20 protein-coding genes and 2 tRNA genes are annotated in these 20,918 nt (G+C 69.3%); 10 read left to right on the top strand and 12 right to left on the bottom strand.

Annotation, left to right across the window (positions count from 1 at the left end; all coding sequences use genetic code 11):
• Positions 1–53 precede the first annotated feature (53 nt).
• Together ABD655_RS14880 and ABD655_RS14875 are read left to right on the top strand one after the other, a co-directional pair.
• Complete coding sequence (locus ABD655_RS14880) at positions 54–572, top strand: hypothetical protein (protein ID WP_344715098.1); 519 nt, start codon at positions 54–56, stop codon at positions 570–572.
• Positions 573–729: 157 nt separating this feature from the next.
• A complete protein-coding gene (locus ABD655_RS14875; protein ID WP_344715097.1) occupies positions 730–1,698 on the top strand; it encodes a hypothetical protein in 969 nt (322 codons plus the stop codon).
• 45 nt (positions 1,699–1,743) lie between these two features.
• Here ABD655_RS14875 and ABD655_RS14870 read toward each other — a convergent pair whose 3' ends face one another.
• The gene (locus ABD655_RS14870) at positions 1,744–3,330 is read right to left on the bottom strand and encodes a phytoene desaturase family protein (protein WP_344715095.1); all 1,587 of its coding nucleotides are present in this window, start codon (positions 3,328–3,330) and stop codon (positions 1,744–1,746) included.
• A gap of 70 nt (positions 3,331–3,400) precedes the next feature.
• On the opposite strand from ABD655_RS14870, the gene ABD655_RS14865 reads away from it, so the two are divergent.
• The 4 genes from ABD655_RS14865 (at position 3,401) to ABD655_RS14850 (ending at position 6,027) form a co-directional block, all read left to right on the top strand.
• Complete coding sequence (locus tag ABD655_RS14865; protein WP_344715093.1) at positions 3,401–4,201, top strand: inositol monophosphatase family protein; 801 nt, start codon at positions 3,401–3,403, stop codon at positions 4,199–4,201.
• 328 nt (positions 4,202–4,529) lie between these two features.
• The gene (locus ABD655_RS14860) at positions 4,530–5,783 is read left to right on the top strand and encodes a M23 family metallopeptidase (RefSeq protein WP_344715092.1); all 1,254 of its coding nucleotides are present in this window, start codon (positions 4,530–4,532) and stop codon (positions 5,781–5,783) included.
• A 64-nt stretch (positions 5,784–5,847) separates the two neighbouring features.
• Positions 5,848–5,919, top strand: a tRNA-Thr gene (locus ABD655_RS14855).
• A gap of 34 nt (positions 5,920–5,953) precedes the next feature.
• Positions 5,954–6,027: transfer RNA gene (locus ABD655_RS14850), tRNA-Met, on the top strand.
• 107 nt (positions 6,028–6,134) lie between these two features.
• Here ABD655_RS14850 and ABD655_RS14845 read toward each other — a convergent pair.
• A complete protein-coding gene (locus ABD655_RS14845; RefSeq protein ID WP_344715090.1) occupies positions 6,135–6,653 on the bottom strand; it encodes a hypothetical protein in 519 nt (172 codons plus the stop codon).
• 278 nt (positions 6,654–6,931) lie between these two features.
• On the opposite strand from ABD655_RS14845, the gene ABD655_RS14840 reads away from it, so the two are divergent.
• On the top strand, positions 6,932–7,537 hold the full coding sequence (locus tag ABD655_RS14840; RefSeq protein WP_344715088.1) for a GAF and ANTAR domain-containing protein: 606 nt from the start codon (positions 6,932–6,934) through the stop codon (positions 7,535–7,537).
• 25 nt (positions 7,538–7,562) lie between these two features.
• Positions 7,563–8,270, top strand: a complete 708-nt coding sequence (locus ABD655_RS14835) for an ANTAR domain-containing protein (protein WP_344715086.1) — start codon at positions 7,563–7,565, stop codon at positions 8,268–8,270.
• A gap of 25 nt (positions 8,271–8,295) precedes the next feature.
• On the opposite strand, the gene ABD655_RS14830 is transcribed toward ABD655_RS14835, so the two are convergent.
• From ABD655_RS14830 to ABD655_RS14820, 3 genes are read right to left on the bottom strand one after another with little or no spacing between them, the layout of a single operon-like run.
• A complete protein-coding gene (locus ABD655_RS14830) occupies positions 8,296–9,264 on the bottom strand; it encodes an NAD-dependent epimerase/dehydratase family protein (RefSeq protein WP_344715084.1) in 969 nt (322 codons plus the stop codon).
• Positions 9,261–11,951: an alpha/beta fold hydrolase gene (locus ABD655_RS14825; protein WP_344715082.1), complete on the bottom strand. Its 2,691-nt coding sequence runs from the start codon at positions 11,949–11,951 to the stop codon at positions 9,261–9,263. Before ABD655_RS14825 ends, ABD655_RS14830 begins: the two co-directional genes overlap by 4 nt.
• Positions 11,948–12,970 carry a 3-oxoacyl-ACP synthase III gene (locus tag ABD655_RS14820; RefSeq protein WP_344715081.1) on the bottom strand — a complete coding sequence of 341 codons (1,023 nt, stop codon included), beginning with the start codon at positions 12,968–12,970 and terminating at the stop codon, positions 11,948–11,950. Before ABD655_RS14820 ends, ABD655_RS14825 begins: the two co-directional genes overlap by 4 nt.
• Positions 12,971–13,166: 196 nt before the next feature.
• Between ABD655_RS14820 and ABD655_RS14815 the strand changes: the two genes are divergently transcribed.
• The gene (locus tag ABD655_RS14815; RefSeq protein ID WP_344715080.1) at positions 13,167–14,039 is read left to right on the top strand and encodes an aldo/keto reductase; all 873 of its coding nucleotides are present in this window, start codon (positions 13,167–13,169) and stop codon (positions 14,037–14,039) included.
• Between the two features lie 9 nt (positions 14,040–14,048).
• On the opposite strand, the gene ABD655_RS14810 is transcribed toward ABD655_RS14815, so the two are convergent.
• The 5 genes from ABD655_RS14810 to ABD655_RS14790 form a co-directional block, all read right to left on the bottom strand.
• Positions 14,049–14,996 (bottom strand): ferredoxin family protein, encoded by a 948-nt coding sequence (locus tag ABD655_RS14810; RefSeq protein ID WP_344715079.1) that lies wholly within the window; start codon positions 14,994–14,996, stop codon positions 14,049–14,051.
• A gap of 10 nt (positions 14,997–15,006) precedes the next feature.
• The gene (locus ABD655_RS14805) at positions 15,007–16,233 is read right to left on the bottom strand and encodes a cupin domain-containing protein (protein WP_344715076.1); all 1,227 of its coding nucleotides are present in this window, start codon (positions 16,231–16,233) and stop codon (positions 15,007–15,009) included.
• Positions 16,230–16,487, bottom strand: a complete 258-nt coding sequence (locus ABD655_RS14800; RefSeq protein ID WP_344715074.1) for a BatC protein — start codon at positions 16,485–16,487, stop codon at positions 16,230–16,232. The genes ABD655_RS14805 and ABD655_RS14800 overlap by 4 nt, the downstream gene beginning before the upstream one ends.
• 131 nt (positions 16,488–16,618) lie before the next feature.
• The gene (locus ABD655_RS14795; protein WP_344715072.1) at positions 16,619–17,341 is read right to left on the bottom strand and encodes a head GIN domain-containing protein; all 723 of its coding nucleotides are present in this window, start codon (positions 17,339–17,341) and stop codon (positions 16,619–16,621) included.
• A 109-nt stretch (positions 17,342–17,450) separates the two neighbouring features.
• Positions 17,451–17,690 carry a ferredoxin gene (locus ABD655_RS14790; RefSeq protein ID WP_344715070.1) on the bottom strand — a complete coding sequence of 80 codons (240 nt, stop codon included), beginning with the start codon at positions 17,688–17,690 and terminating at the stop codon, positions 17,451–17,453.
• 345 nt (positions 17,691–18,035) lie between these two features.
• On the opposite strand from ABD655_RS14790, the gene ABD655_RS14785 reads away from it, so the two are divergent.
• Entirely contained in the window at positions 18,036–19,544 is a 1,509-nt protein-coding gene (locus ABD655_RS14785; protein ID WP_344715068.1) for a SulP family inorganic anion transporter, read from the top strand.
• Positions 19,545–19,559: 15 nt separating this feature from the next.
• Here ABD655_RS14785 and ABD655_RS14780 read toward each other — a convergent pair whose 3' ends face one another.
• Positions 19,560–20,294 (bottom strand): alpha/beta fold hydrolase, encoded by a 735-nt coding sequence (locus ABD655_RS14780; protein ID WP_344715067.1) that lies wholly within the window; start codon positions 20,292–20,294, stop codon positions 19,560–19,562.
• Between the two features lie 156 nt (positions 20,295–20,450).
• Positions 20,451–20,816 carry a DUF488 domain-containing protein gene (locus ABD655_RS14775; RefSeq protein ID WP_344715066.1) on the bottom strand — a complete coding sequence of 122 codons (366 nt, stop codon included), beginning with the start codon at positions 20,814–20,816 and terminating at the stop codon, positions 20,451–20,453.
• Positions 20,817–20,918 lie beyond the last annotated feature (102 nt).

Genomic DNA, 20,918 nt, shown 5'->3' with positions numbered 1-20,918 from the left:
CCGACGCCTTGCGAAGTACGATGGGCGACCTCACCGATCAAGGGAGCTCGAAGATGACCGATACGAACGGGAACATCGACGCCGCAACGCAGGCTGCACGTGACGCCGCCGACAAGGTGAGCGATGCCGCCGCCGACACCGACACTTCGCTCGGTGCCACCGCTGCCGAGATCGCGGACGATCTGGCGACGCCGGTGCCGGCATCGGAAGCCGATCTGTCCCGCGCGGGCAAGGATGCCGCGGGTGGGGCGGCCGCGGTGTCGGACATCGTGACCGACAAGCTCGGTGATGTCGTGGAGGGTGCGAAGAATGCGGCCTCCGACGCGAAGGCGGCCGCGGGCAAGGCAGCCGACGCTGCCACCGACGCCGTGAAGAGCGCGGGAGCGAAGCTGAAGGGGGCCGCGGACGACGTGGATTTCGACGAGCTCGTCGCTCAGAGTCGCGCGCTTGCCGGGGGCTGGGGCGACCGGATCAAGCAGGCGTACCGGGAACGTCCCGGCGTCGTGGTCGGCGCGGCCGTGGGTGCCGTCGTCATCGTCGGGGCGATCATCCGCTCCATCGGTCGCCGCTGAACCGGAGGACGCGCCCGACAGGGCACGAGACGGTCCGTCCTCCCCACCTCGACCGTCGTGCGCGCCGTCCACAGGCGCGGGTCCCTATCCCGGCGGGCAGGACCCGCGTGTCAGGATGGGGCTTGTGCGGGCAACGTCCGCCGACGAGAGGACTGCCATGACCGTGCCCGACTCCCACGCCGAACCGGCGACGACCGACGCGCAGAACTCCTCGCTCGTGCGCGCTGCGATCTGGGTCGCGATCGGATCCCTGATCGCGGCAGCCATCGTGTGCGTCGTGTGGGTGCTGATCGGCACACAGAACGGCATCGTCGGGCGCGCTTTCCTCACGATCCTGCTCCTGGCAGGTTTCGCGGGGGTGACGATCATCGATGCGCACCTGGCGCCTCGCCGGCCGGCCTGGTTCGCGCTGGCGAGCATGGCCACATGGGTAGCGAGCCTCCTGATCGGCGCGGTCCTGATCTGGCTGCCCGAGCGGTACACCTGGGGCGGGTTCAACCGGTTCGTCCAATTCCTGCTGATCGTTCTGATCCTCCAGCTGGCGCTGCTGCACATCCGTCTTTACACCAAGGCCTTCCTGCGCCACGTCACGGGATTCACCAAGGCCGTCGCCGTCACGACCATCGCACTGGTCGTCGGTCTCGCGGTGCTGCTGGTCATTCCGCTGGTGCTGAGCGAGTGGGTTGATTTCAAGGACTTCTACTGGCGCATCGTCGTCGCGGTCACGATCCTCGCCGCAGTCGGAACGGCCCTCATCCCGCTGGTCAACGTGCTGTTCGCCCCGAAGAAGCCGCGCCCCGACTATCTGAACCCACCGCCGGTCGCACCGGTGCCGCAAGCGTGGCCGACGTATGCCGACGGTGTGACTCCGCTCCCGGTGATGCACGATGGCACACCCGACTGGAACGCGTATTACACGGGCTACCCGAGCAGCATCTCGCAGGCCATCGCACCGGTTGCACCCATCGCCGCGCCTGCGCCCGAGTGGCACGAGGCGCCCGACTCGGCGGAGCCCGCGCTGCAGGGTTACGAGTCGCATCCTTCCGCAGAGCCGACGACAGAGCACGCACCGCCTCCGGGATACGAGGGCTTCCCGCCGCCCCCGCCGCTGCCTCCGCGACCGTAGCGCGGTACCGACCGCCGCGCCGGCGACGATCGGGAGCACCCCGGGTCAGTCGCGGAGCAGCTCGAGCGCCGCCATCGCAGCGTTGTGGCCGCCGATGCCGCTGACCGCGCCGCCTCGGCGCGCCCCCGAGCCGCACAGCAGCACCCGAGTGTGGGCCGTTGCGACGCCCCAACGCGCGGCGGGCGAGTCGATCGGCTCGTCTTCCTCCGCCCACGGCCACGAGAGGGCGCCGTGGAAGATGTCGCCGCCGACCATCCCGAGCGAATCCTCGAGGTCGGCCGTCGTGCGGGCTTCGATGCACGGTGATCCGTCCGGCGCCAGGTAGACGCAGTCCGCGATCGGCTCGGCCAGCACCGCGTCGAGCGAGCGTTGCGCGGCATCCAGCAGCGTGGCGCGGACGGCATCCCGATCCCGCCCGACCACCAGGCGGTGGGGGACCTGCAGTCCGAACAGGGTCAACGTCTGCGCGCCCTCCGCCTGCAGCTCCGGCCCGAGGATCGAGGGATCGGTCAGCGAATGACAGTAGATCTCCGCCGGGAGCGGGTTCGGGATGCCGCCGGCCACGGCCTCCGCGTAGGCAGAGTCGAGCTGGGCGAGGGTCTCGTTGACGTGGAACGTTCCGGCGAAGGCGGCTTCGGGCGCGACGCTGTCATCGTGCAGGCGGGGCAACCGCGTGAGCAGCATGTTGACCTTCACCTGTGCTCCCTCGGGCGCTTCCGCCCCGACGGCCGCACCAGCGCCGCCAGCGGAGAGCAGATCGTCGAGGATCGCCGGTCCCACCCCGCTCAGCACGAGCCGACCCCGCAGTGTGCCTGGGCGTTCACCGGCGACCTGCACGTCTCCGTCCGGGGTGACGGCGATGACCTCGGCATCCGTGCGGAGTTCGGCGCCGGCATCCCGTGCTGCTCTCTCCAGCTCGCTGCTGACGCGGCCCATACCGCCGACCGGCACATCCCAGTCGCCGGTGCCGCCGCCGATGACGTGGTACAGGAAGCAGCGGTTCTGCCGCAGGCTCTCGTCGTCGGCGGACGAGAACGTGCCGATGAGCCCGTCCGTCAGCGCGATTCCCTGCACGAGATCGGTCGCGAGCGAGTCCCGCAGAAGGCCGCTGAGGGGCGTTTCGACGACGGCGTCCCACAGTGGATCGTCGCCCAGCAGCTCGCGCATCGCGGCGCGGGTGCGCAGAGGTTCGGTCACGGTGGGGAACAGCCCGCGGGCGATCGGCGCGATGCGGTCGTAGAACCGCGCGAAGCGCTCCGCCTCGGACGGGTCGCCGGTCGTGCGCAGGAATGACGCGGCGGTTGCCGTGGCATCGCCTGTGTCCACCAGGATGCCGCGCGCGGGATCCGTCGGGTCCGGGGTGTACGACGAGTACCGGCGGCGCCGCAGGGCGATACGCAGGCCGAGGTCATCGATGACTCGCCGGGGGAGAAGGCTCACGAGATAGGAGTACCGCGAGAGGCGCGCGTCCACACCGGTCCACGGGCTCTCCGAGACGGCTGCTCCGCCGACGCGCGGGAGTCGCTCGAGCACGACGACGGTGCGTCCGGCCTGGGCGAGATAGGCGGCGGCGACGAGAGCGTTGTGCCCTCCTCCGACGATGACGACGTCATAGTTGTCTGCCTGCTGCATTCCCTTACGCTAACCGGCTGCCGCGCCCGCGCAATGAGTGCTGTGGATGCCGCGGCGATAGCGTGGGATCATGCCAACGGCCCAGCACCTCGAGTCCCTCGCGATGGACATCGCCCGCGAGGCGGGTGACCTCGCGCAGCGGCGGCGCAGCGAGGGGGTGGCCGTCGCAGCCACCAAGTCCGCCCTCGCCGACATCGTCACCCACGCCGATCGCGAGGTCGAGGCGCTGATTCGGGGGCGCCTCGCCACCGAGCGCCCAGGAGACGGATTCCTCGGCGAGGAGTCGGGCGCCGAACGCGGGTCCACCGACATCACGTGGGTCGTCGACCCCATCGACGGGACCGTCAACTATGCGTACGGCATCCCGTCGTACGCGGTCAGCATCGCCGCCGTCCGCGGCGAGCCGGAGCCCGACAAGTGGGAGGCGCTCGCCGGCGCCGTGTTCAGCCCGGCCACCGGCGAACTGTTCCACGCGGCGCAGAACGCGGGTGCCTGGCTCTACGGCGCTCGGCTCGCGGTGAACGTCGAGCCGTCGGCGGCCGGCGCCCTGCTGGCCACCGGGTTCGGCTACGACCCCGCCACCCACGCCGGGGATCTCGCGCGCGTGGCCCGCGTGATGCCGATGGCCCGTGATCTGCGGCGCATCGGCGCGGCATCCCTCGACCTCGCCTACGTTGCGGCGGGCAGGCTCGACGGGTACTTCGAACGCGGGCTGCAGCCGTGGGACCATGCGGCCGGCGAGCTGCTGGTCGCCGAGGCGGGCGGGCGGATGTCGCGCGTCGAACTCGAGGACACCGCAGGGCGCCCGCTGTTCGTCGCGGCCGGCCCGGGACTTTTCGAAAGGCTTTTCGCGGCCGCGGTCGGTTCGTGAAAGTATTGTCTGCGAACCGGGCGGCGCGTCGCAGTTTCCCGTACATCGCATTCTCAGGCGCATCCCGGTAGTGTTTACCCAATCGTTACCAACGCTGCCCGCACGGCGAAGGTGATCACGAGCCCGACGTCCCCCCGTTGCCCCCCGAGCGACACGATCCCGAGAGCCCTTCTGCGCTTTGCCTTTCGACGCCTCCCAGGCTGAGTCTGCGCCCACGCGGCGTTCCAGTCGATCTTCCGCCACGCCGATTCCGGCGACCGCGGACTCCTCAGGGGCATCCCGTGCCGATCTTCGTCGGAACTCGGGTGCGGCCCCGGCCCGCCCCACCGTGTGGGCGCGCCCGGCGAAGGTGACGGATGCCGCCTCTGTCGCACCGGAGAGCCCGACGGTCGCACCCCTCGCCGACGTCGAGTCACTCGTCGCCGTCGTGAACGCGCTCGCCGCCGCGACCACGGAGGCTCCGCTCGCAACCCGCCGCAGCCGCCGCACTCGTCAGGTGACCGTGGCGCAGGCGCCCGCGACGCCCACCGTCGTTCCCGCTGCGCCGACCACCGAGCCGGCACCGCTGCTCGAGACCGTGCTGGTCCCGGCTGAGCCCTTCGAGTTGCTCGAGCCCGAAATCAACCAGGCTGCAGGACCGGATGACGCGTCGGCTGAAGCCCTCGAAACCGATCCGATCTTCGGGTCCGCGGATGCGGCATCCCCCCTCACCGCCGAGGAGGCGGACGCGTTCGAGGCCGCTGCGCGGCTGTTCTCGTTCACCGGCGAGACCCCGGTGCAGTCCGCAGCGGCGGATGACTCGACGGGTTCGGGTCAGACCGGCACCGTGCACGTCGCTCCTCGCCGCCGACGCGGAGTCTCGTTCAAGCGGCTGACCGCGACATCGTTCTCGGTAGGCGTCATGGGCATCGTGGGTCTGCTCACGGTCGGTATGACGATGCCCGCGGATGCGGTTGCCGGATCGAACAGCGCCGACATCACGACCTCGCGCGTCGCGTCGGCTCACGGCGACGTCCATGGGCACCAGGGCGAGATTCAGGCCTATGTCGCACCGGCCGAGATCGAGAACGCAAGCCTCGACCGCACCGAGACCTACTCCACGCTCACGATGGCGCAGCTCGCGTCGGAGTCGGGGATCAGCAACTTCTCGAACTTCTTCATCAACGACCCGAACTCGCCCATTCAGTGGCCGTTCGCCGTCGGTGTGTCGATCAGCTACGGCTTCGGCATGCGTGACGGCGGCATGCACGAAGGCGCCGACTTCACGCCCGGCGAGGGCTCGCCGATCCAGGCGATCGCCGACGGGGTCGTTCGCGAGTCGACGGACTCCGGCGGAGCGTTCGGCGTGCACATCGTCATCGACCACATCATCGATGGCGAACTCGTCTCGAGCAGCTACTCGCACATGCTCTACGGTTCGCGAGAGGTCGAGGTGGGCGACCACGTCACCGTCGGAACCGTCATCGGTCACACCGGCAACACCGGTCGTTCGTTCGGCGCCCACACGCATTTCGAGATCTTGGCGAACGGCACGACGCCGATCGACCCGATCCCTTGGCTGCGCGCACACGCCGGCGGCTGACTCGATTCAGGGGGATGCCGCCGCTCTGGTATTCTCTTCTAGTTGCCCAGGTTCGCCTGGGCGCGCCCCGATAGCTCAGTGGTAGAGCACTTCCATGGTAAGGAAGGGGTCGTCAGTTCAATCCTGACTCGGGGCTCGGACATCCGAAATGCAGATCCCGGATGCCGCGCGGCAGGGTAGCTCAGTTGGTGAGAGCGCACGACTCATAATCGTGAGGTCGAGAGTTCGAATCTCTCTCCTGCTACGCGAACGAAGAGGCCTCCTCGCGGGGGCCTTTTCTCTTCCCCGAGTCGGCCAGTGACTTCTTTGTCGGAGCCGGCCGTTGATTCGGTGACAGAGCGGCCGCGAGCACTACCGTGTACGCAATCTCGGGCGGCGAACCAGTAGTGCGTAGACGCCCGCGGTGACCACGCCATAGACGAGGTGAGCGGACAGGTCCTTGCCGAGCGTGCGTGCGTCGTACTTCCAGATCGGCTTGTACACCTTCATGAGGGGGAGAACCGCATAGCTGGTGATCCACGCGACCGGGCCGAGGGCCAGGCCGAGCGACCGGGATCCCGGTAGGGCCACCTTGGCCAGCGCAAGGTTGACCCCCCACCCGACGCCGGTCGCCCAGTGCACGACGTTGGTCGTCGGGCGAGCCCACGCGTCCGGCGGAGTGCGTCGGGTCACCAGCTGTTCCAGCTCGCGACCGACCTGACCCGGAGCGGGCGCTGCTTCCCAGTCGGTGACGTCGGCGGCCAGCTCCCAGCGGAGGAACCCCTCCTGCCCGTGCTCCCGGCGGTACCGCCGGTACCAGAGAACGTCCATCGCCGCCGTGCCCGCCGCACCGGCGATCGCACCGGCCGCGAGCAGGCGGATGAGGTTCACAGGCCACTCCTTTCGAGCACGTGCGGACTTTCGTCGCTGTCCCGTCACGAGTATGACCACCCCCGGCCCGTCGGTCTACCCGGGCTCCGCGCCGACAGCGCGAAGTGCTCGAGTGGTAGCCTGAAGAGGACGGCACCAGGACCTAGCGCCATGTCAAAGAACGACGACGGGCGGGATCCATGGGTGCAGTGTTGCCAGGCGATGATCGGGGTGATTTCGCCAGTGCGTTATCGCGCTTGAGCGCGGCGGGCCCAGGCGACGACCTGTGCGGCCCATTCGTGGGAGCCTCAGGTGCCTCCGGTGCGGCCATCTCCACACTGGGGCGACCGCTGGGCAGTCAGACCATATGCGCCACGAGTGCGGTCGCCGCGAGGATCGACGAGATCCAGATCGACTTGGGCGAGGGGCCTTGTTGGGAGGCCCTGCGGACACGCCAGCCCGTGATGGAGCCCGATCTGCAGCGCCGCGGTGGCGCTGAGTGGCCCGGAGCGCGAGAGGCGCTGCGTGCCCTCGACATCGCCGGGATCTATGCATTCCCACTGTTCGTCGGGAATGTCAGCGTCGGGTCCGTCGACCTGTACTCCCACGATTCCCAACGGCTCTCGCGGGGCGCAGTCGAGGACGTCGCTGTTCTGGCTGCGGTCGTTTCCCGTCATCTGCTGCGCCGTGCCATGGATGACGTCGACAGCGCTGACGAAGGCTTGGCTGACGGCCCCTACTCGCGTCGAGAGATGCATCAGGCGTCGGGTATGGTCGCGGCGCAGCTCTCGGTCGGGGTGGACGATGCGCTGCTCATTATCCGCGGCCACGCATTCTCATCGGGCCGCAGCGTCGGCGAGGTCGCCGTAGACGTGGTGGCCCGTCGGCTGAACTTCAACCATTGACGCGCACCGAGTCTTACACTCAACTATGAGCACACGGGAAGACCAGTTGCTGCAGACGGTGGCGACGCTGGCCGACTCCATGGTGGACGATTTCGACGTCGTCGATCTGCTGCAGGTCCTCGTCGAGCACTGCTCGGAACTCTTCGACGCTGTCGCTGCCGGGATACTTCTGGTCAGCCCCACCGGTGAGCTGGAGGTGATCGTCTCGACGAGCGAGCGCAGCGAATTCGTGGAGATGATGCAGTTGCGCGCTGGGGAAGGCCCGTGCGTGGAAGCGGTCGCGACCGGCCGGGTGGTGTCAGTCGAAGATCTTCGGAATGTCGCCGACCGCTGGCCCAAGTTCGCCGCTGACGCGAGCAGATCCGGGTTCGCCTCGCTGCACGCGATTCCGATGCGGCTCCGGGAGTCGATCATCGGCTCGCTGAACCTTTTTCGCGACCGAGTCGGAACGCTGAACGAGCCGGACGCGATCGCCGCGAAGGCCCTGGCCGACATTGCGACCATCAGCATCCTGCAGCAGCGACTCGTCGAGGAGTCCATCCTCACGCAAGGTCAATTGCAGCGCGCTCTGGACAGCCGCGTGGTGATCGAGCAGGCCAAGGGCTACGTCGCGCAGAGCCGCGGCCTTGACATGGATGGCGCGTTCCAGCTCATCCGCTCGCAGGCGCGATCCACCCAGACGCGACTCAGCGTCGTCGCCGAAGACATCGTCACCGGCCGGCTGACGGTCTAGGTCCGCGCCGGGGACGATCGCCCGGTCAGCACGCAGAGACGGCGGCGAGGCGACGGAGGCCCTCGTCGATCGTCACGCGGGGCGACCAGGCCAGAGCGCGGCGGGTCTCGCGCTGGTCGAACCAGTGCGCGGTGGACAACTGCTCGGCGAGGAACCGGGTCATGGGCGGCTCGTCCGTGCTCGGGGAGAGTGCCCACAGCCGCTCGATCACCGAGCCGGCTGCACGGCCGAGCCCGGCGGGGATGCTCCGGCGGGGCGGCCGCACGCCCGCCGCGAGGCAGATACCTGCCAGCAGATCGCCGACGGGTCGAGGTTCACCGTTGGTCAGCACGTATGCCCGGCCGTGCGCCGTCGGCGCCCGGTGGAGAGCGGCGGCGATCCCGCTGGCGGCATTGTCGATGTAGGTCGTGTCGATGAGGGCCGTTCCGCCGTTGAGCAGGGGAAGTCGCCCGCGCCGGGCGCGCGCGACGATCCGGGCGATCAGCTGGGTGTCTCCCGGACCCCAGACCAGGTGAGGGCGGATCGCCACGACGTTCATGGCGGAGGAGTCCCGGCCGAGGGCGATCAGCTCCCCGTGTGCCTTCGTGCGCGCGTAGTGGCCGCGCGCGCGGCCCGGGTCGGCGGGTTCGGCGCCGACCCCGGCCAGCGCGGAACCGGCGTATGCGACGGACGGGGACGAGACCTGCACGAATCGGGACACGCCTGCGCGTTCCGCGGCGTCGAGCAGCGACCGCGTTCCCTCCACGTTCACCGCGCGGAACTGGTCCGCCGGACCCGCGAGCGAGACTTTGGCGGCGAGATGCACCACGCCCTCGACGCCATCGATCGCTCGCGCGACGGTGACCGGGGCCGTGATCGAACCCAGGATGTCCGTCGCGCCTTCGACGTTCGAGGGGCGACGTTGCAGCGTCCGCACGTGATGCCCGGCGGCGATGAGATCTGCGACGACGGCTCGGCCGAGAAACCCGGACGCCCCGGTGACCAGCACGATCACGGCGCGGCCGCTCTCGCACCCGCGAGGATGCGCTCGGCCCAGGCGGACAGCCTCGACCGGTCGATCTTGGAGTTGTGCCGGATGTCCGTGGGCAGCCGCGGGACGACGAGCACAGCGACCAGGGGCACGCTGGTGCTCTCGCGCACGGCGCGGGTCAGGTGTGGCGGGGCGAGCCCGGCACGCGCAGCGGCCGGAACCGTCTCGACGACAGCGACGGCTTGCCGCACCCCCTGGGGGCCCACTCCGACCACGGCCGCCCGCCGGACCTCGTCCACGCGTTCCACCTTCTGCTCGGGTCCGATCGGCGCGAGAGGGCCGTCCGCGGTGACGATGAGGTGGGGGAGCCGCCCTTCGATCCACAGTCGGCCGTTCTCGTCGAGGTGACCGATGTCTCCCGTCCGGTGCCAGCGCGCCTCGGGCGCCGAGGGTTCGATCTCGAGGGTGTTCCGCACGGCAGCGTGATCGGTGAGCCACAGCCGGTCGTAGTGATTCTTGAGGTGGGATGCCGAGACGACGATCTCACCGAGCACTCCCGCCGCCGCGGTCGGCGTCCCGCCGGCCCGCCCGTCAGCGTCCAGGGCGCTGACGAGGACGCGATTGGACCCGATCGGCAGCCCCACGCAGACGCCCGCGTCGGGGGAGTCGGCGGCCGCATGAACACCATCGAGAGTGATGTCCGTGACGAGCAGGCACTCGGTCATGCCGTAGGGCGTATGCGGCGTCGCGTTCGGCATGAGTCGCGCGGCTGCTTCGAGCACGTGCGCGCTGATGGGCGCTCCGGTGGACAAGAACGTGCGCACGCGGCCGAGCGCGGCGTGGTCCTCGGGCGTGAGCGCGTGGGCGGTGTCCACCACATTGAGGATCGCGGCCGGGGAGAGGAAGACGATGTGCGCGTCGGATTCACGCACGGCATCGGCGACTGCCTTCGCGGTGAGTGTGCGCGGCGATGACACATCCATGTCGGGTGTCACGGACCGGGTTCCCAGTGCCGGGCCGAGCAGTGCGAAGGGTGCGAATCCCGTCACCAGCCCGGTGTCCTTCGTCACCTCGAAGTGCGCGGCGAGCACGTCGCGCAGCGCCGAGAGCTGTGCGTGCGTGTAGGCGACGCCCTTGGCGGGCCCGGTGGAGCCGGAGGTGAACAGGATGGCGGCGTCGTCCGCGGGGCCGGGTGCAGGGGGCAAGGACCCGGCATAGCCCATCCGAACGATGTCGTAGAGGCTGTACGACACTCCGAGAGCTGCGGCCGCAGCCCTGGGCAGACGAGCAGCCGAAATCCGCGTGCCGGGCCAGCCGAGCGTTCGTGCGGCGGTCAGGCCCGGGGTCTCGCCGATGATGAAGTCCGGCCAGGATCCGCGGACGGCGCGAGTGAGGCCGCGGATGCCGAGCCCGGCGTCGGCGACGACGACGACGGCGCCGATCCGCAGGCACGCGTAGACGACGGCAGAGAGCGTGGGACCCGGCGGGACAAGGAGTGACACACGGTCGCCCCGGCGGACACCCGCGACGTGGAGTCCTGCCGCGAGCCGCCGGACGCGATCGTCGAGTTGCCGCCAACTCACCCGCCGGGTGGGTCGCGATCGGCGGGAGGACATGTCGACGATGGCGATGTCATCGTCGGCGCGGCGGTCGTCGAGCCCGCGCCAGATCGGCACGAACGCCGGTTCCCCGGCAGCTGTCGCCGTCGTCGGCACAGACGACGGGCGCGGCGCGGCGGTGTCGCCCCCGGCCAGGCGATCACGATGCCGGCCGAGCCATGTCAACAGCGCGTCCGCGTAAGGGCGGTCTTCGGCGACGAGGTGGCTCGCGCCCTCGTATCGGTGCACGTCGGCGTGCGGGAGGCGGTCGACGAGGTCGTCGAGGTAGCGGTCACTGAAGATCGGGTCGTTCGGGCCCCACAGCATGAGGGCGGGAACGTCGAGGAGCGCGACGCCGGCCGCGATGCGCTGCAGTTCGGCGGAACTGCGGTGAGTGCCGGAGACGGGGATGTCGGCCACGAACGCGCCGATCGCCCGACGCCGAGCCGCCGAGCGGTAGGGAGCCCGGTACGCGTCCTTCGTGGCCGCATCAAGCGGGGGCGAGGCCAAGGCGAGTGTCGTGTCGAGGAACGCGGTGGTCGCCACCGTCGACGCGGCCAGTACGCCGCGCGCGCCCGCCAGTCGCAGCGGAGCTGGCACCGGCACATCGTCGGGCTGGTGCACGGCGGTGTTCAGCAGCATCACCCCCGCGAGGGCATCGGGATGGTCGATCGCCCAGCCGAGTGACACGACACCTCCCCAGTCGTGGCCGAGCGTGACGATGGGCGCGTCGAGAGCGAGCGCGTCGGTGAACGCACCGAGGTCGAGCACTCGCTGCGCGAGGGGGCGATCCACGCCGGTGCGCTCCGAGAAGCCCATGTCGAGCTGATCGACGGCGATCACTCGCCATGCCGGTCCACTCGTCCCCGCCACCCGCACCGACTCGGTGATGAGGTGACGCCAAAGATACGACCAGGTCGGGTTGCCGTGCACCGCGACGATCGTGCCCGCGATAGTCACCCCGAGCTGTGCCAGTTCGGCGCCGGTGTCCAGACAGTGCCACTCGCGGACGAGTCCTTCGTCGACGCCTCGACCGGGCACCGCGACGATGCGACTGAATCGCGCATCGAGTCCGGGCAGGCCGCGTGGGGGAAGTGTGGCGCGCTCGCTCACCAGGCGAGCTCCATCATGGCGGTGTTCAGGCCGGACCCGACGCCCATCAGCAGCACGCGGTGGCCCTTTTCGAGGCTCGGCTTCTCCTCGACGAGCGTGATGGGGATGGAGGCAGGCCCGACGTTGCCGTACTTGGGGAAGGTCACGGGAACGCGAGCGCGGTCGAGCTTGGCCGCCTTGACGATGGCATTCGTGTGGACGGAGGAGACCTGGTGGGTGATGTAGTGATCCATCGATGACCAGTCCCACTCGAGGGACGCTTCCTTCCACGCCGAGACGACGAGGTCCAGGCCGCCCTTGAGGAGGGCCTTGGCATCCGTGAACATTCCGTCGACACTGCCGACGCAGAGCTCGTGGAATTGGGTCGCGGCGCGCGTGACGCCGCCCAGGATTCGATGACCGTCGGGGTGTTCGTCGGTGCGTCCCAAGACCGCGGCTGCCGAGCCGGAGCCGAGCGTGAGCGACGCGAACTCGCTCATGAAGCCGTCGCGGCCGACATCGTTACGCAGCAGTCGGCGGATCGTATTGTCCTGGATCTCGTCGGCATCCTCGCCGTTGACGACGATCGCGTAGCGGATCTGTCCGGACTCGATCATGTTCGCCGCCAGGCTCATGCCGCTCACGAAACCGAGACACGCGTTGGCGACGTCGAAGTTGATGGCGGAGCTGGGCAGTCCGAGGCCGTGATGCAGGCGGACGGCGACGGACGGCTCGAGGTGCTTGCGCGTCACTGACGTGTTGATGAGCAGGCCGACATCCGCGGGGTCGACCGCTGCCTCTTCCAGAGCGCGTCGGCCCGTTGCGACCGTCGCCTCGTCCGAGGATTCTCCGACTGCCCAGTTGCGTCGTTCGAGCACTCCGGCGACGCGCTGCAAGAGCCCGCTGGGAAGCCGGAGTCGTGACAGCGCTGCCGCGAGACGATTCTCGATCTCGTCCGACGTCGTCACCCGACTCGGTAGGGTGCTCGCGACCGACAACAGTGAGACGTTGTCGAAGCGAGTGGTCGCATTTCCGGCCACGGGACCTCCGATTGAACGGGCCCGTCAGGCTCAGTTCCTCAAGACGTTCCATTTTACGCCGTGTGCAGACAGAAATGAGCGGATGCTCGGGTCGTGTACAATCGCCGGCCGGTGCTCCGGCTCCCCGCCCACAGACGTGACGTGGAGGCCTCGCTCGGCGGGCGGGGGGCGGGGATTTTGTGGTTACCGTGGGGACATGACCGATACGACTGCCCCCACCGCGATCCCTACCATTCCGCTGAACAACGGGGTGGAAATGCCCATCCTGGGATTCGGTGTCTACCAGGTCGGGCCGGAGGAGACCGAGAAGGCCGTCAGCGATGCGCTCGCGGCCGGATACCGTCTCATCGACACCGCCGCCGCGTACCGCAACGAGGAAGCCGTCGGCGCCGCGATCGCCAAGAGCAGCATCCCCCGCGAAGAGCTGTTCATCACCACCAAGCTGTGGGTGCAGGACCGCGGCGAGCAGAATACGATCCGCGCCTTCGAGGACTCCCTCGTCAAGCTGGGCCTGCGGTACGTCGACCTGTACCTGATCCACCAGCCGTTCGGGGACTACTACACGCAGTGGCGGGCGATGGAGCAGTTCAACAAGGACGGCCGCGCCCGCGCGATCGGCGTGTCCAACTTCGCCGCGGACCGGCTCCTGGACCTCGCCACCAACAACGAGATCACCCCGGCCGTCAACCAGATCGAAACCAACCCGTTCTACCAGCAGACCGAGTATCAGCAGCTGATGAAGGCGGAAGGCGTGCAGATCGAGTCCTGGGGTCCGTTCGCCGAGGGAAAGAACGGCCTGTTCACCAACCCGCTGCTCAGCGAGATCGGCGCCGAGCACGGCAAGTCGGTCGCGCAGGTCGTGCTGCGCTGGCTGATCCAGCGTGACGTGGTGGTGATTCCCAAGACCGTCAGCCCGGCGCGGATGGCGCAGAACTTCGACGTGTTCGATTTCACTCTGTCCGGAGACGATATGGCGAAGATCGCCACCCTCGACGAGGGGTCCTCGCAGTTCTTCGATCATCGGGATCCGGTCATGGTCCGCCGGCTCAGCGCCAGCCGCCTCGGCTGAGACTGGTCTTCAGCGCCGGCCGTCACCGGGTCGCGCGCCCCGGGACATCGACTCCAGCGCGAACTGACGAACCGGGGCGGGACGAGTCGCCGAGCACGTGCTCAGCAGCGGCGCGGACGTCGTCTCGCGCAGCAGTACCGTCACGGTGTCGCCGTTGTGAGCGAGGTCGACCCGCCACGCGTCACCGGTGCGTTCCTCGAGCAGCGGGACGAAGGCGTCGATGCGGTCGTCACTGCTCGATGCGCGCGCGAAGGACTGCGCGGCCTGGATGACGTTGCTCAGCGAACTGCGCCCGCGGAAGTACTCCTCGACGATCTGGCCCCGCAGATAGCGCTCCACGATGGACGCGGCATCCGTCGTCGAGACCCGACCGTAGTAGAGCCCGTGCGGCAGAAGGAGCATCGTCGCGGCGAACCGGTCGCCGCCGAGATGCGAGCTCTCCCACGTCTCGTCGGGAAAGGCGCCGGCGAGGGTTTTCGCAACGGGACGGCCGCGCACGGCGCAGCACTGGTCGTGCCGGGCATGCGTGCACACCAGCAGAACGGGCCGGTCGGAGACGGTTCCGGCGGTGCCGTCGAGGGGCACGTCAAGGAGGTCCGCCGGGTCGTCGACGGCCCCCCACCGCACGGATTCGAGCCCGGGGCGCGCGTCCGCCAGAGCCCATCGCCAGTGTTTCTGGCCACGGCGTTCATCGGCGCGACGGCCGTACCTGCGGATCGCGACGGGCCGGATGCCGGCCGCTTCCGCGCGCCGCACCAGCGCGCGGCCCAGGACGGGGTCGAGCCGGGACTGGAAGAAGGCGTGCGTCCCCCACGCCCCGTCGATCTCGATGAGGAGCCACCGCGCCCCGAAACCGCCGGTACCCGCCAGAGGATCGCCGCGCTCGAGGGAGCGGTCGCTGCACGGTTCCCACGGCCCCGTCGGGCCGGACGTCGCGGGCAGGGCCGCCGCACTCACGCTTCACCGCTCATCTCGGTGTCAGCACGCCTTCGCGAAGCAGCCGTCTGGAGACGACGAGAGAGGACGCCGCATCCAGTCCCGGCAGGCGTCCCGCAGGATGCGGCCGCGCGCGCAGCGCGTGCACGGCGGCCGATGCCTCGCCCGGCAGCGCGATCGTCTTACCGGGCAGGACGATGCGCACCGTCGTGTCATCCTCTTCGACGCGTCCGCGCAGGGCGTCGCGCCATCCGAGGACCGCCGTGGGGGGCAGGTCCGTCATCAGGTCGACCGTCGCGAGAGGCCGCACCGGCGCCGGTCGGACAGCATCCTGGAACGCCCGTTGCATCGCGTCACCGATCGCGCCGCCGGCTGCCGCAGCCTCGAGGAGGCCGCGAGCAGCCGTGATCGTGGCCGCCGTGTCGGGAGCGAACGTCGAGGCGTCCGCGAAGTCGACGCCGAGGGGCAGGTGCCGGCGCAGCGACGGGTCCTCGCCCGCGGCGCCGAGCAACTGCGTGAGCAGATCGTGCCGAGTTGCTGCGCGGACTCCGATGGTCAGGTGGATGGAGGTTCCGCCCTGGGCCACGGCTGAGTGGATCCATCCTCGCGGCAGATACAGGACGTCTCCCGGCTCGAAGACCGCGTCGATCCTCGGCGCCGTGCTCGCGCGATCCGCGACGGCTGCGGAGTGATCCGTCCAGGGCTGGTCGACGAGCGGATGCCGGTGCACGGGTTCGTGGATCGTCCACCGTTTCGCGCCCGCGATCTGGACGACGAACACGTCGTGGGTGTCGTAGTGCGCGTCGAATCCCCGGGCGGATGCGGGCGTGATGTAGGCGTTGACCTGCGCGGGGTGCCCGATGTCCGAGATGAGCTGCCGCGTGAAAGTCGCGATGGGCGCCCAGTTGCGGTGGAGCCCCTGAAGGACGATCGTCGCCCCGCCGGCGAACTGCTCCAGTACCTTCGCCGAGTCGATCTGATCGCCGACCTCGGCGCCGAAGCCCCCTGAAGAGGTGAACACCGAACTCGGGAGGACGCTCCCCTCCACGGCCATGCGCACGAACGGCGTCCGCGTGGCGCGATCGGCGACGAGTTCGTCGACGGCGTTCGCGGTGAAGAGGTCGTCGAACCCTGCGCCCTTGCGCGTGAGGAGTGGTTGCTCGCCCCAGTGATCCCGAGCGAAGTCGGAGACCGGGATGCCGATGAGACGCGCGAGCGCGGGCCGTTCGACGGGCCCGCGCTCGACGCCCTCGTTCAAGCGGATCCGTCGGCGCCGCCGTCGTGGCCGCCGGGGTTGGCCCCGCCGTCGGCCGGGCCCTCGCCTTCATCTGCGGATCCGTCCGCGCCGCCGTCGTGACCGCTGGGGTTCGCGCCGCCGTCCGCGGGGCCTTCGCCCGCGTTCGCGGCTCCGTCCGCGCCGCCGTCGTGACCGCTGGGGTTCGCGCCGCCGTCGGCGGGGCCTTCGCCGCTGGGCGTGTTGGTTGTCGTGATGTCGTCGTCATTGATGCTCATGTGCAACCTCCAGGAGAATTGATGCGGCACGGTCGGCCGGTGCCGACAATACTCGGCTCGTCCGGCGCGGACGAGACCTTGACACCGCGCTCCTCATCGAGCCATAGGCCGCGCGCCGGTGTCCGCTCGGCTCACTCGCGGACGACGTCGCCCGACCCCGTGACGTCGGACTCGACGGACGGGTCGCCGGAGTAGGTGACCCGCCCGCTGCCGGAGATGCCGGCGACCAGATCGTCGCGGACGGAGACGTCGATGTCGCCCGATCCGGCGATCGAGACGTCCGCCGTCTGGGCCTGCAGGTCGCTCGCGTCGACGTTCCCGCTGCCCTCGAGCTGGATCGACAGCTCCGTCGCCGACCCCGAGATCTCGATCTCGCCCGAGCCCGCAAGGACGACCTCGACCCGTTCGGTTTCCAGTCCGGTCCACTCGACATCGCCGGACCCGTCCAGATCGAGCCGGATCGGGCCCGATCCGGACACCGTCGCGTCCACGTCCCCCGATCCGTTCAGGTCTATCGCCGCAAGCTCCGGCAGTGTGAGCTCGTACCGCACATCGCCGACGACGATCTCGGGCCCCGGGGTCGTGCCCAGCACCAGCGTCTCGCCGTCCACCTCCGATGTCAGGCGTGCGAGCGCGCCCTCGGGCGCATGGATGACGAGCCCCGGAGCGCCCTCCGAGATGGACAGGTCGCCGGCGGTGTCCAGAACCACGATGGTGACGGCGTCGATCTCGCGTTCTTCGGAACTCATCGGGCCGGCGACGATCGTCGGCACGCAGCCGGCGAGGGCGAGGACGGATGCCGTCGCGGCGAGTGCGGCGGAGACGAGTGCGGCGGCGGAGCGTGTAGTGCGCATGGCGACCTCTCAGCGTGAACGCGGGATGCCGCCAAGCGTACGAAGGTCCGGGCTCTTCGAACAGGGGGCGTGGTGTCGGGGCGCACGCGTTGCCGCGACGAGCGTCCCGTCAGTCCCCGCCGATCTTCTCGAGGAACCGGCGTCGCCCGCCGTCCTCGATGAGGTGGATGGTCGCCGATGGGCACAAGGCCTCGGCTTCCCGCGCGGCCGTCCATTCGGCTTCGGGGGGATGCTCATCCAGGACGCTGACGAAACCGCCGTCCTCGTCCCGATTGGCGAATACCCGCGGAGCGATGCGACTGCAGTTCGCGGACGCGATGCAGGTGGTCGGATTGATCGTGACCCTCATCCGACTCTCCCGCGATCACGGATCCCTGCGAGCCGGCACGCGCCCCGCGCGACGGAGAGTCCGTGGCGAGCGTCTTCGACGGCGGCGGATGAGAAGCGATCCACCCATCGATGGTACGCACCCTGCCGCGGGTTCGGCCAGGTCGCATCTGGAGAACTCGGCGGTGTCGTCCGGGCAGCCAGGGTCCAGGCCTTTCAGCATTCCGCGTAGGGTTGGGCGGCGCCGTTCGGTGCCGCGAGTCCTCTGGCGAACCGTGCGCCGCCGACCTCCGGGGTGCGCACCGGGCGTCGGCGCGGCGACCCCTTCCCCCGCCCTCATCCGAGAGCCCGCTCCACAAGGAGTCCCATGTCCGCCGTGGTCCCCACGCCTGACCGACCGAGCAGATATCGCATCGAGCCCACGGTGCTGCAGGCGCTGCGCAGCCCCCGCCTCCTGACGCGGGAGGTGCTTGCCGGGCTGGTGGTGGCGATCGCGCTGATCCCCGAGGCGATCGCCTTCTCGATCATCGCCGGCGTCGACCCTCGCCTCGGCCTCTTCTCCTCCTTCGTGATGGCGGTGGCCATCGCGTTCCTCGGCGGCAGACCCGCCATGATCACCGCCGCGACGGCGGCCGTCGCGCTGGTCATCGCTCCCGTCGCCCGCGAGTACGGAATGGACTATTTCATCGCCACCGTCCTGCTGGGCGGCGTCATCCAGATCGTGCTCGCCACGCTCGGGGTGGCGAAGCTCATGCGTTTCATTCCGCGCAGCGTCATGGTGGGCTTCGTCAACGCCCTCGCCATCCTGGTCTTCGTCTCTCAGCTCCCGCAGCTGATCGGCGTGCCATGGCTGGTCTACCCGCTGGTGGTGGTGGGTCTGCTGATCATGTATCTGATGCCGCGGATCACCAAGGCGATCCCGCCGCCGCTGGTCGCGATCGTCCTGCTCACCGGTGCCGCCATCGTGTTCGGGCTCAACGTACCCACCGTCGGTGATCAGGGAGAGCTGCCGCAGAGTCTGCCCGAGCTGTTCCTTCCGGACATCCCGCTGACCTGGGAGACGCTGGGCATCATCGCGCCATATGCCACGGCGATGGCCATCGTCGGACTGCTGGAGTCGCTTCTGACGGCGAAGCTCGTCGACGACATCACCGACACGCACTCCCGCAAGACCCGCGAGGCCTTCGGCCAGGGTGCGGCGAACATCCTCTCCGGCTTGTTCGGCGGCATGGGCGGCTGCGCGATGATCGGCCAGACCATGATCAACGTCAAATCCTCGGGCGCCCGGACGCGCATCTCGACGTTCCTCGCCGGGGTGTTCCTGCTCGTGCTCGTCGTCGTCCTCGGCGACATCGTCGCCGTCATCCCGATGGCGGCGCTCGTGGCGGTGATGATCGTCGTGGCCGTGTCGACCTTCGACTGGCACAGCATCCGTCCGTCCACGCTGAAGCGCATGCCGAAGAGCGAGACGCTCGTCATGGTCCTCACCGTGGCGGTCACGGTGTGGAGTCACAACCTTGCGCTGGGCGTCGGCGCCGGCGTGGTCGCCGCGATGGTCCTGTTCGCGCGCCGGGTCGCGCACTTCGTCACGGTGACCCGAGTGGCCGCGCCCGAAGAGACGGCGGCCACGGTGCGCTACACGGTCGCCGGAGAGCTGTTCTTCGCCTCCAGCAACGACCTCACCACGCAGTTCGACTACGCGCAGGATCCGGACCGAGTCATCATCGATCTGTCCGACGCGCGCGTGTGGGACGCTTCCACCGTCGCCGCTTTGGACGCGGTCGTCACGAAATACGAGCGGTACGGCAAGACGGTGGTGATCGACGGCATGGACGACGCGTCGACGGCGTTCCACGGGCGGCTGACCGTCCGCTGACGATGCACCCTCCCGTCAGCTGGTCGCGTCGACGGCAGCCTGGATCGTGGCGAGCACCACATCGGGGTGCGAGACCATCGAGACGTGCGAGGCGTCCACCTCGGTGATCATGGCGCCGGCGCGCTCAGCCATACGGCGCTGCACATCGATCGGGATGACCCGGTCCTGGGTGCCCAGGACGGCCCAGCTGGGAATCGACCTCCACGCCGGTGCCACCGTCGGCTCCACGTTCGCCAAGAACGAGATCGGACGCTGCGTGGCCACGATGACCCAGCGGTCGGCCTCGGGGAGATCCTGCGCGAAGAAGTTGTGCGCGGTGTCCGGCTTGAGGAAAGCCTCGGCCACGCCTTCCGGGGCTCCTGGGTAGCCGGCGACCTCGAGCACTGTCGTGGGATCTGCGGCGGCGAGGGCCGAGGTGGAGCCATCGAGGATCGTGACGACGTTCTCACCGTCGTCGGGAATGAACGCGTCGACATACACCAGCGCCTTCACATCCCCTCCCCGAGCCCCGGCATTCGTGATGACCACACCGCCGTACGAGTGTCCGACGAGGATGACCGGCCCTGACGTGCGTTGTGCGAGGAACGAGGCGATGTATGCGGCATCCGAGGTGACACCGCGAAGCTCGTTCGGGGGAGCGAGTACCTGGTACCCCTGGGCCTGCAAGGGGACGATGACGTTGTTCCAGCTCGACGCATCGGCCCAGGCGCCGTGGACGAGGACGATGGTGGGCTTGCTGCTTTCCGGCATCTGGCTTCCATTTCTGACGGGCGCCGCGTGACGACGCTTTCGGTCGGGTCTGCGCCCGCGCGGTGCCAGACGCTCATCGCACAGAATAGGACCACGACCGGCGGCTCGCCAGGGGTCTGCCGCACGGTCCGGGGGTGCCCGCGAATGCTGGATCGGTCACGGTTTCTGACGCAGGATCTGCGCGAGAACAGCGGCTTCGCTGATGTCGGCGTCCTTCGTCGCGGTGAGCAGGGTCACCGCCCCGCTGGCGGCGAGGTCACGCAGATCCTGCAGGCGGGGAGCCTGATCCGGCATCTCGAGTTCGGCGGCGTACCGTTTCGTGAACTCGGGGAAGCGCTCGGGAACGTGGGCGTACCACTGGCGCAGTTCGGTCGAGGGCGCGATGTCCTTGAGCCACTCGTCGAGGTGTGCTTTTTCCTTGCTGAGGCCTCGTGGCCACAGCCGGTCCACGAGAACGCGTGTGCCGTCGCTTGCGAGCGGCTCCTCATAGACCCGACGGACCTGAATGGTGTGCGCTGCCATGAGAGGGCCTCCTGCCTGATCCGCCCAGCTTTCAGCACCATGGTGCGCAGCGCCAGAGGGCTCGTGCGAGATCGCACTTGGCGATCGGGATACCTTGTGCTT

Source organism: Microbacterium terregens, assembly GCF_039534975.1.
GTDB lineage: Bacteria > Actinomycetota > Actinomycetes > Actinomycetales > Microbacteriaceae > Microbacterium > Microbacterium terregens.
Note: the sequence above shows the minus strand (reverse complement) of the source record. Positions and strands in the feature narration are given on the sequence as shown.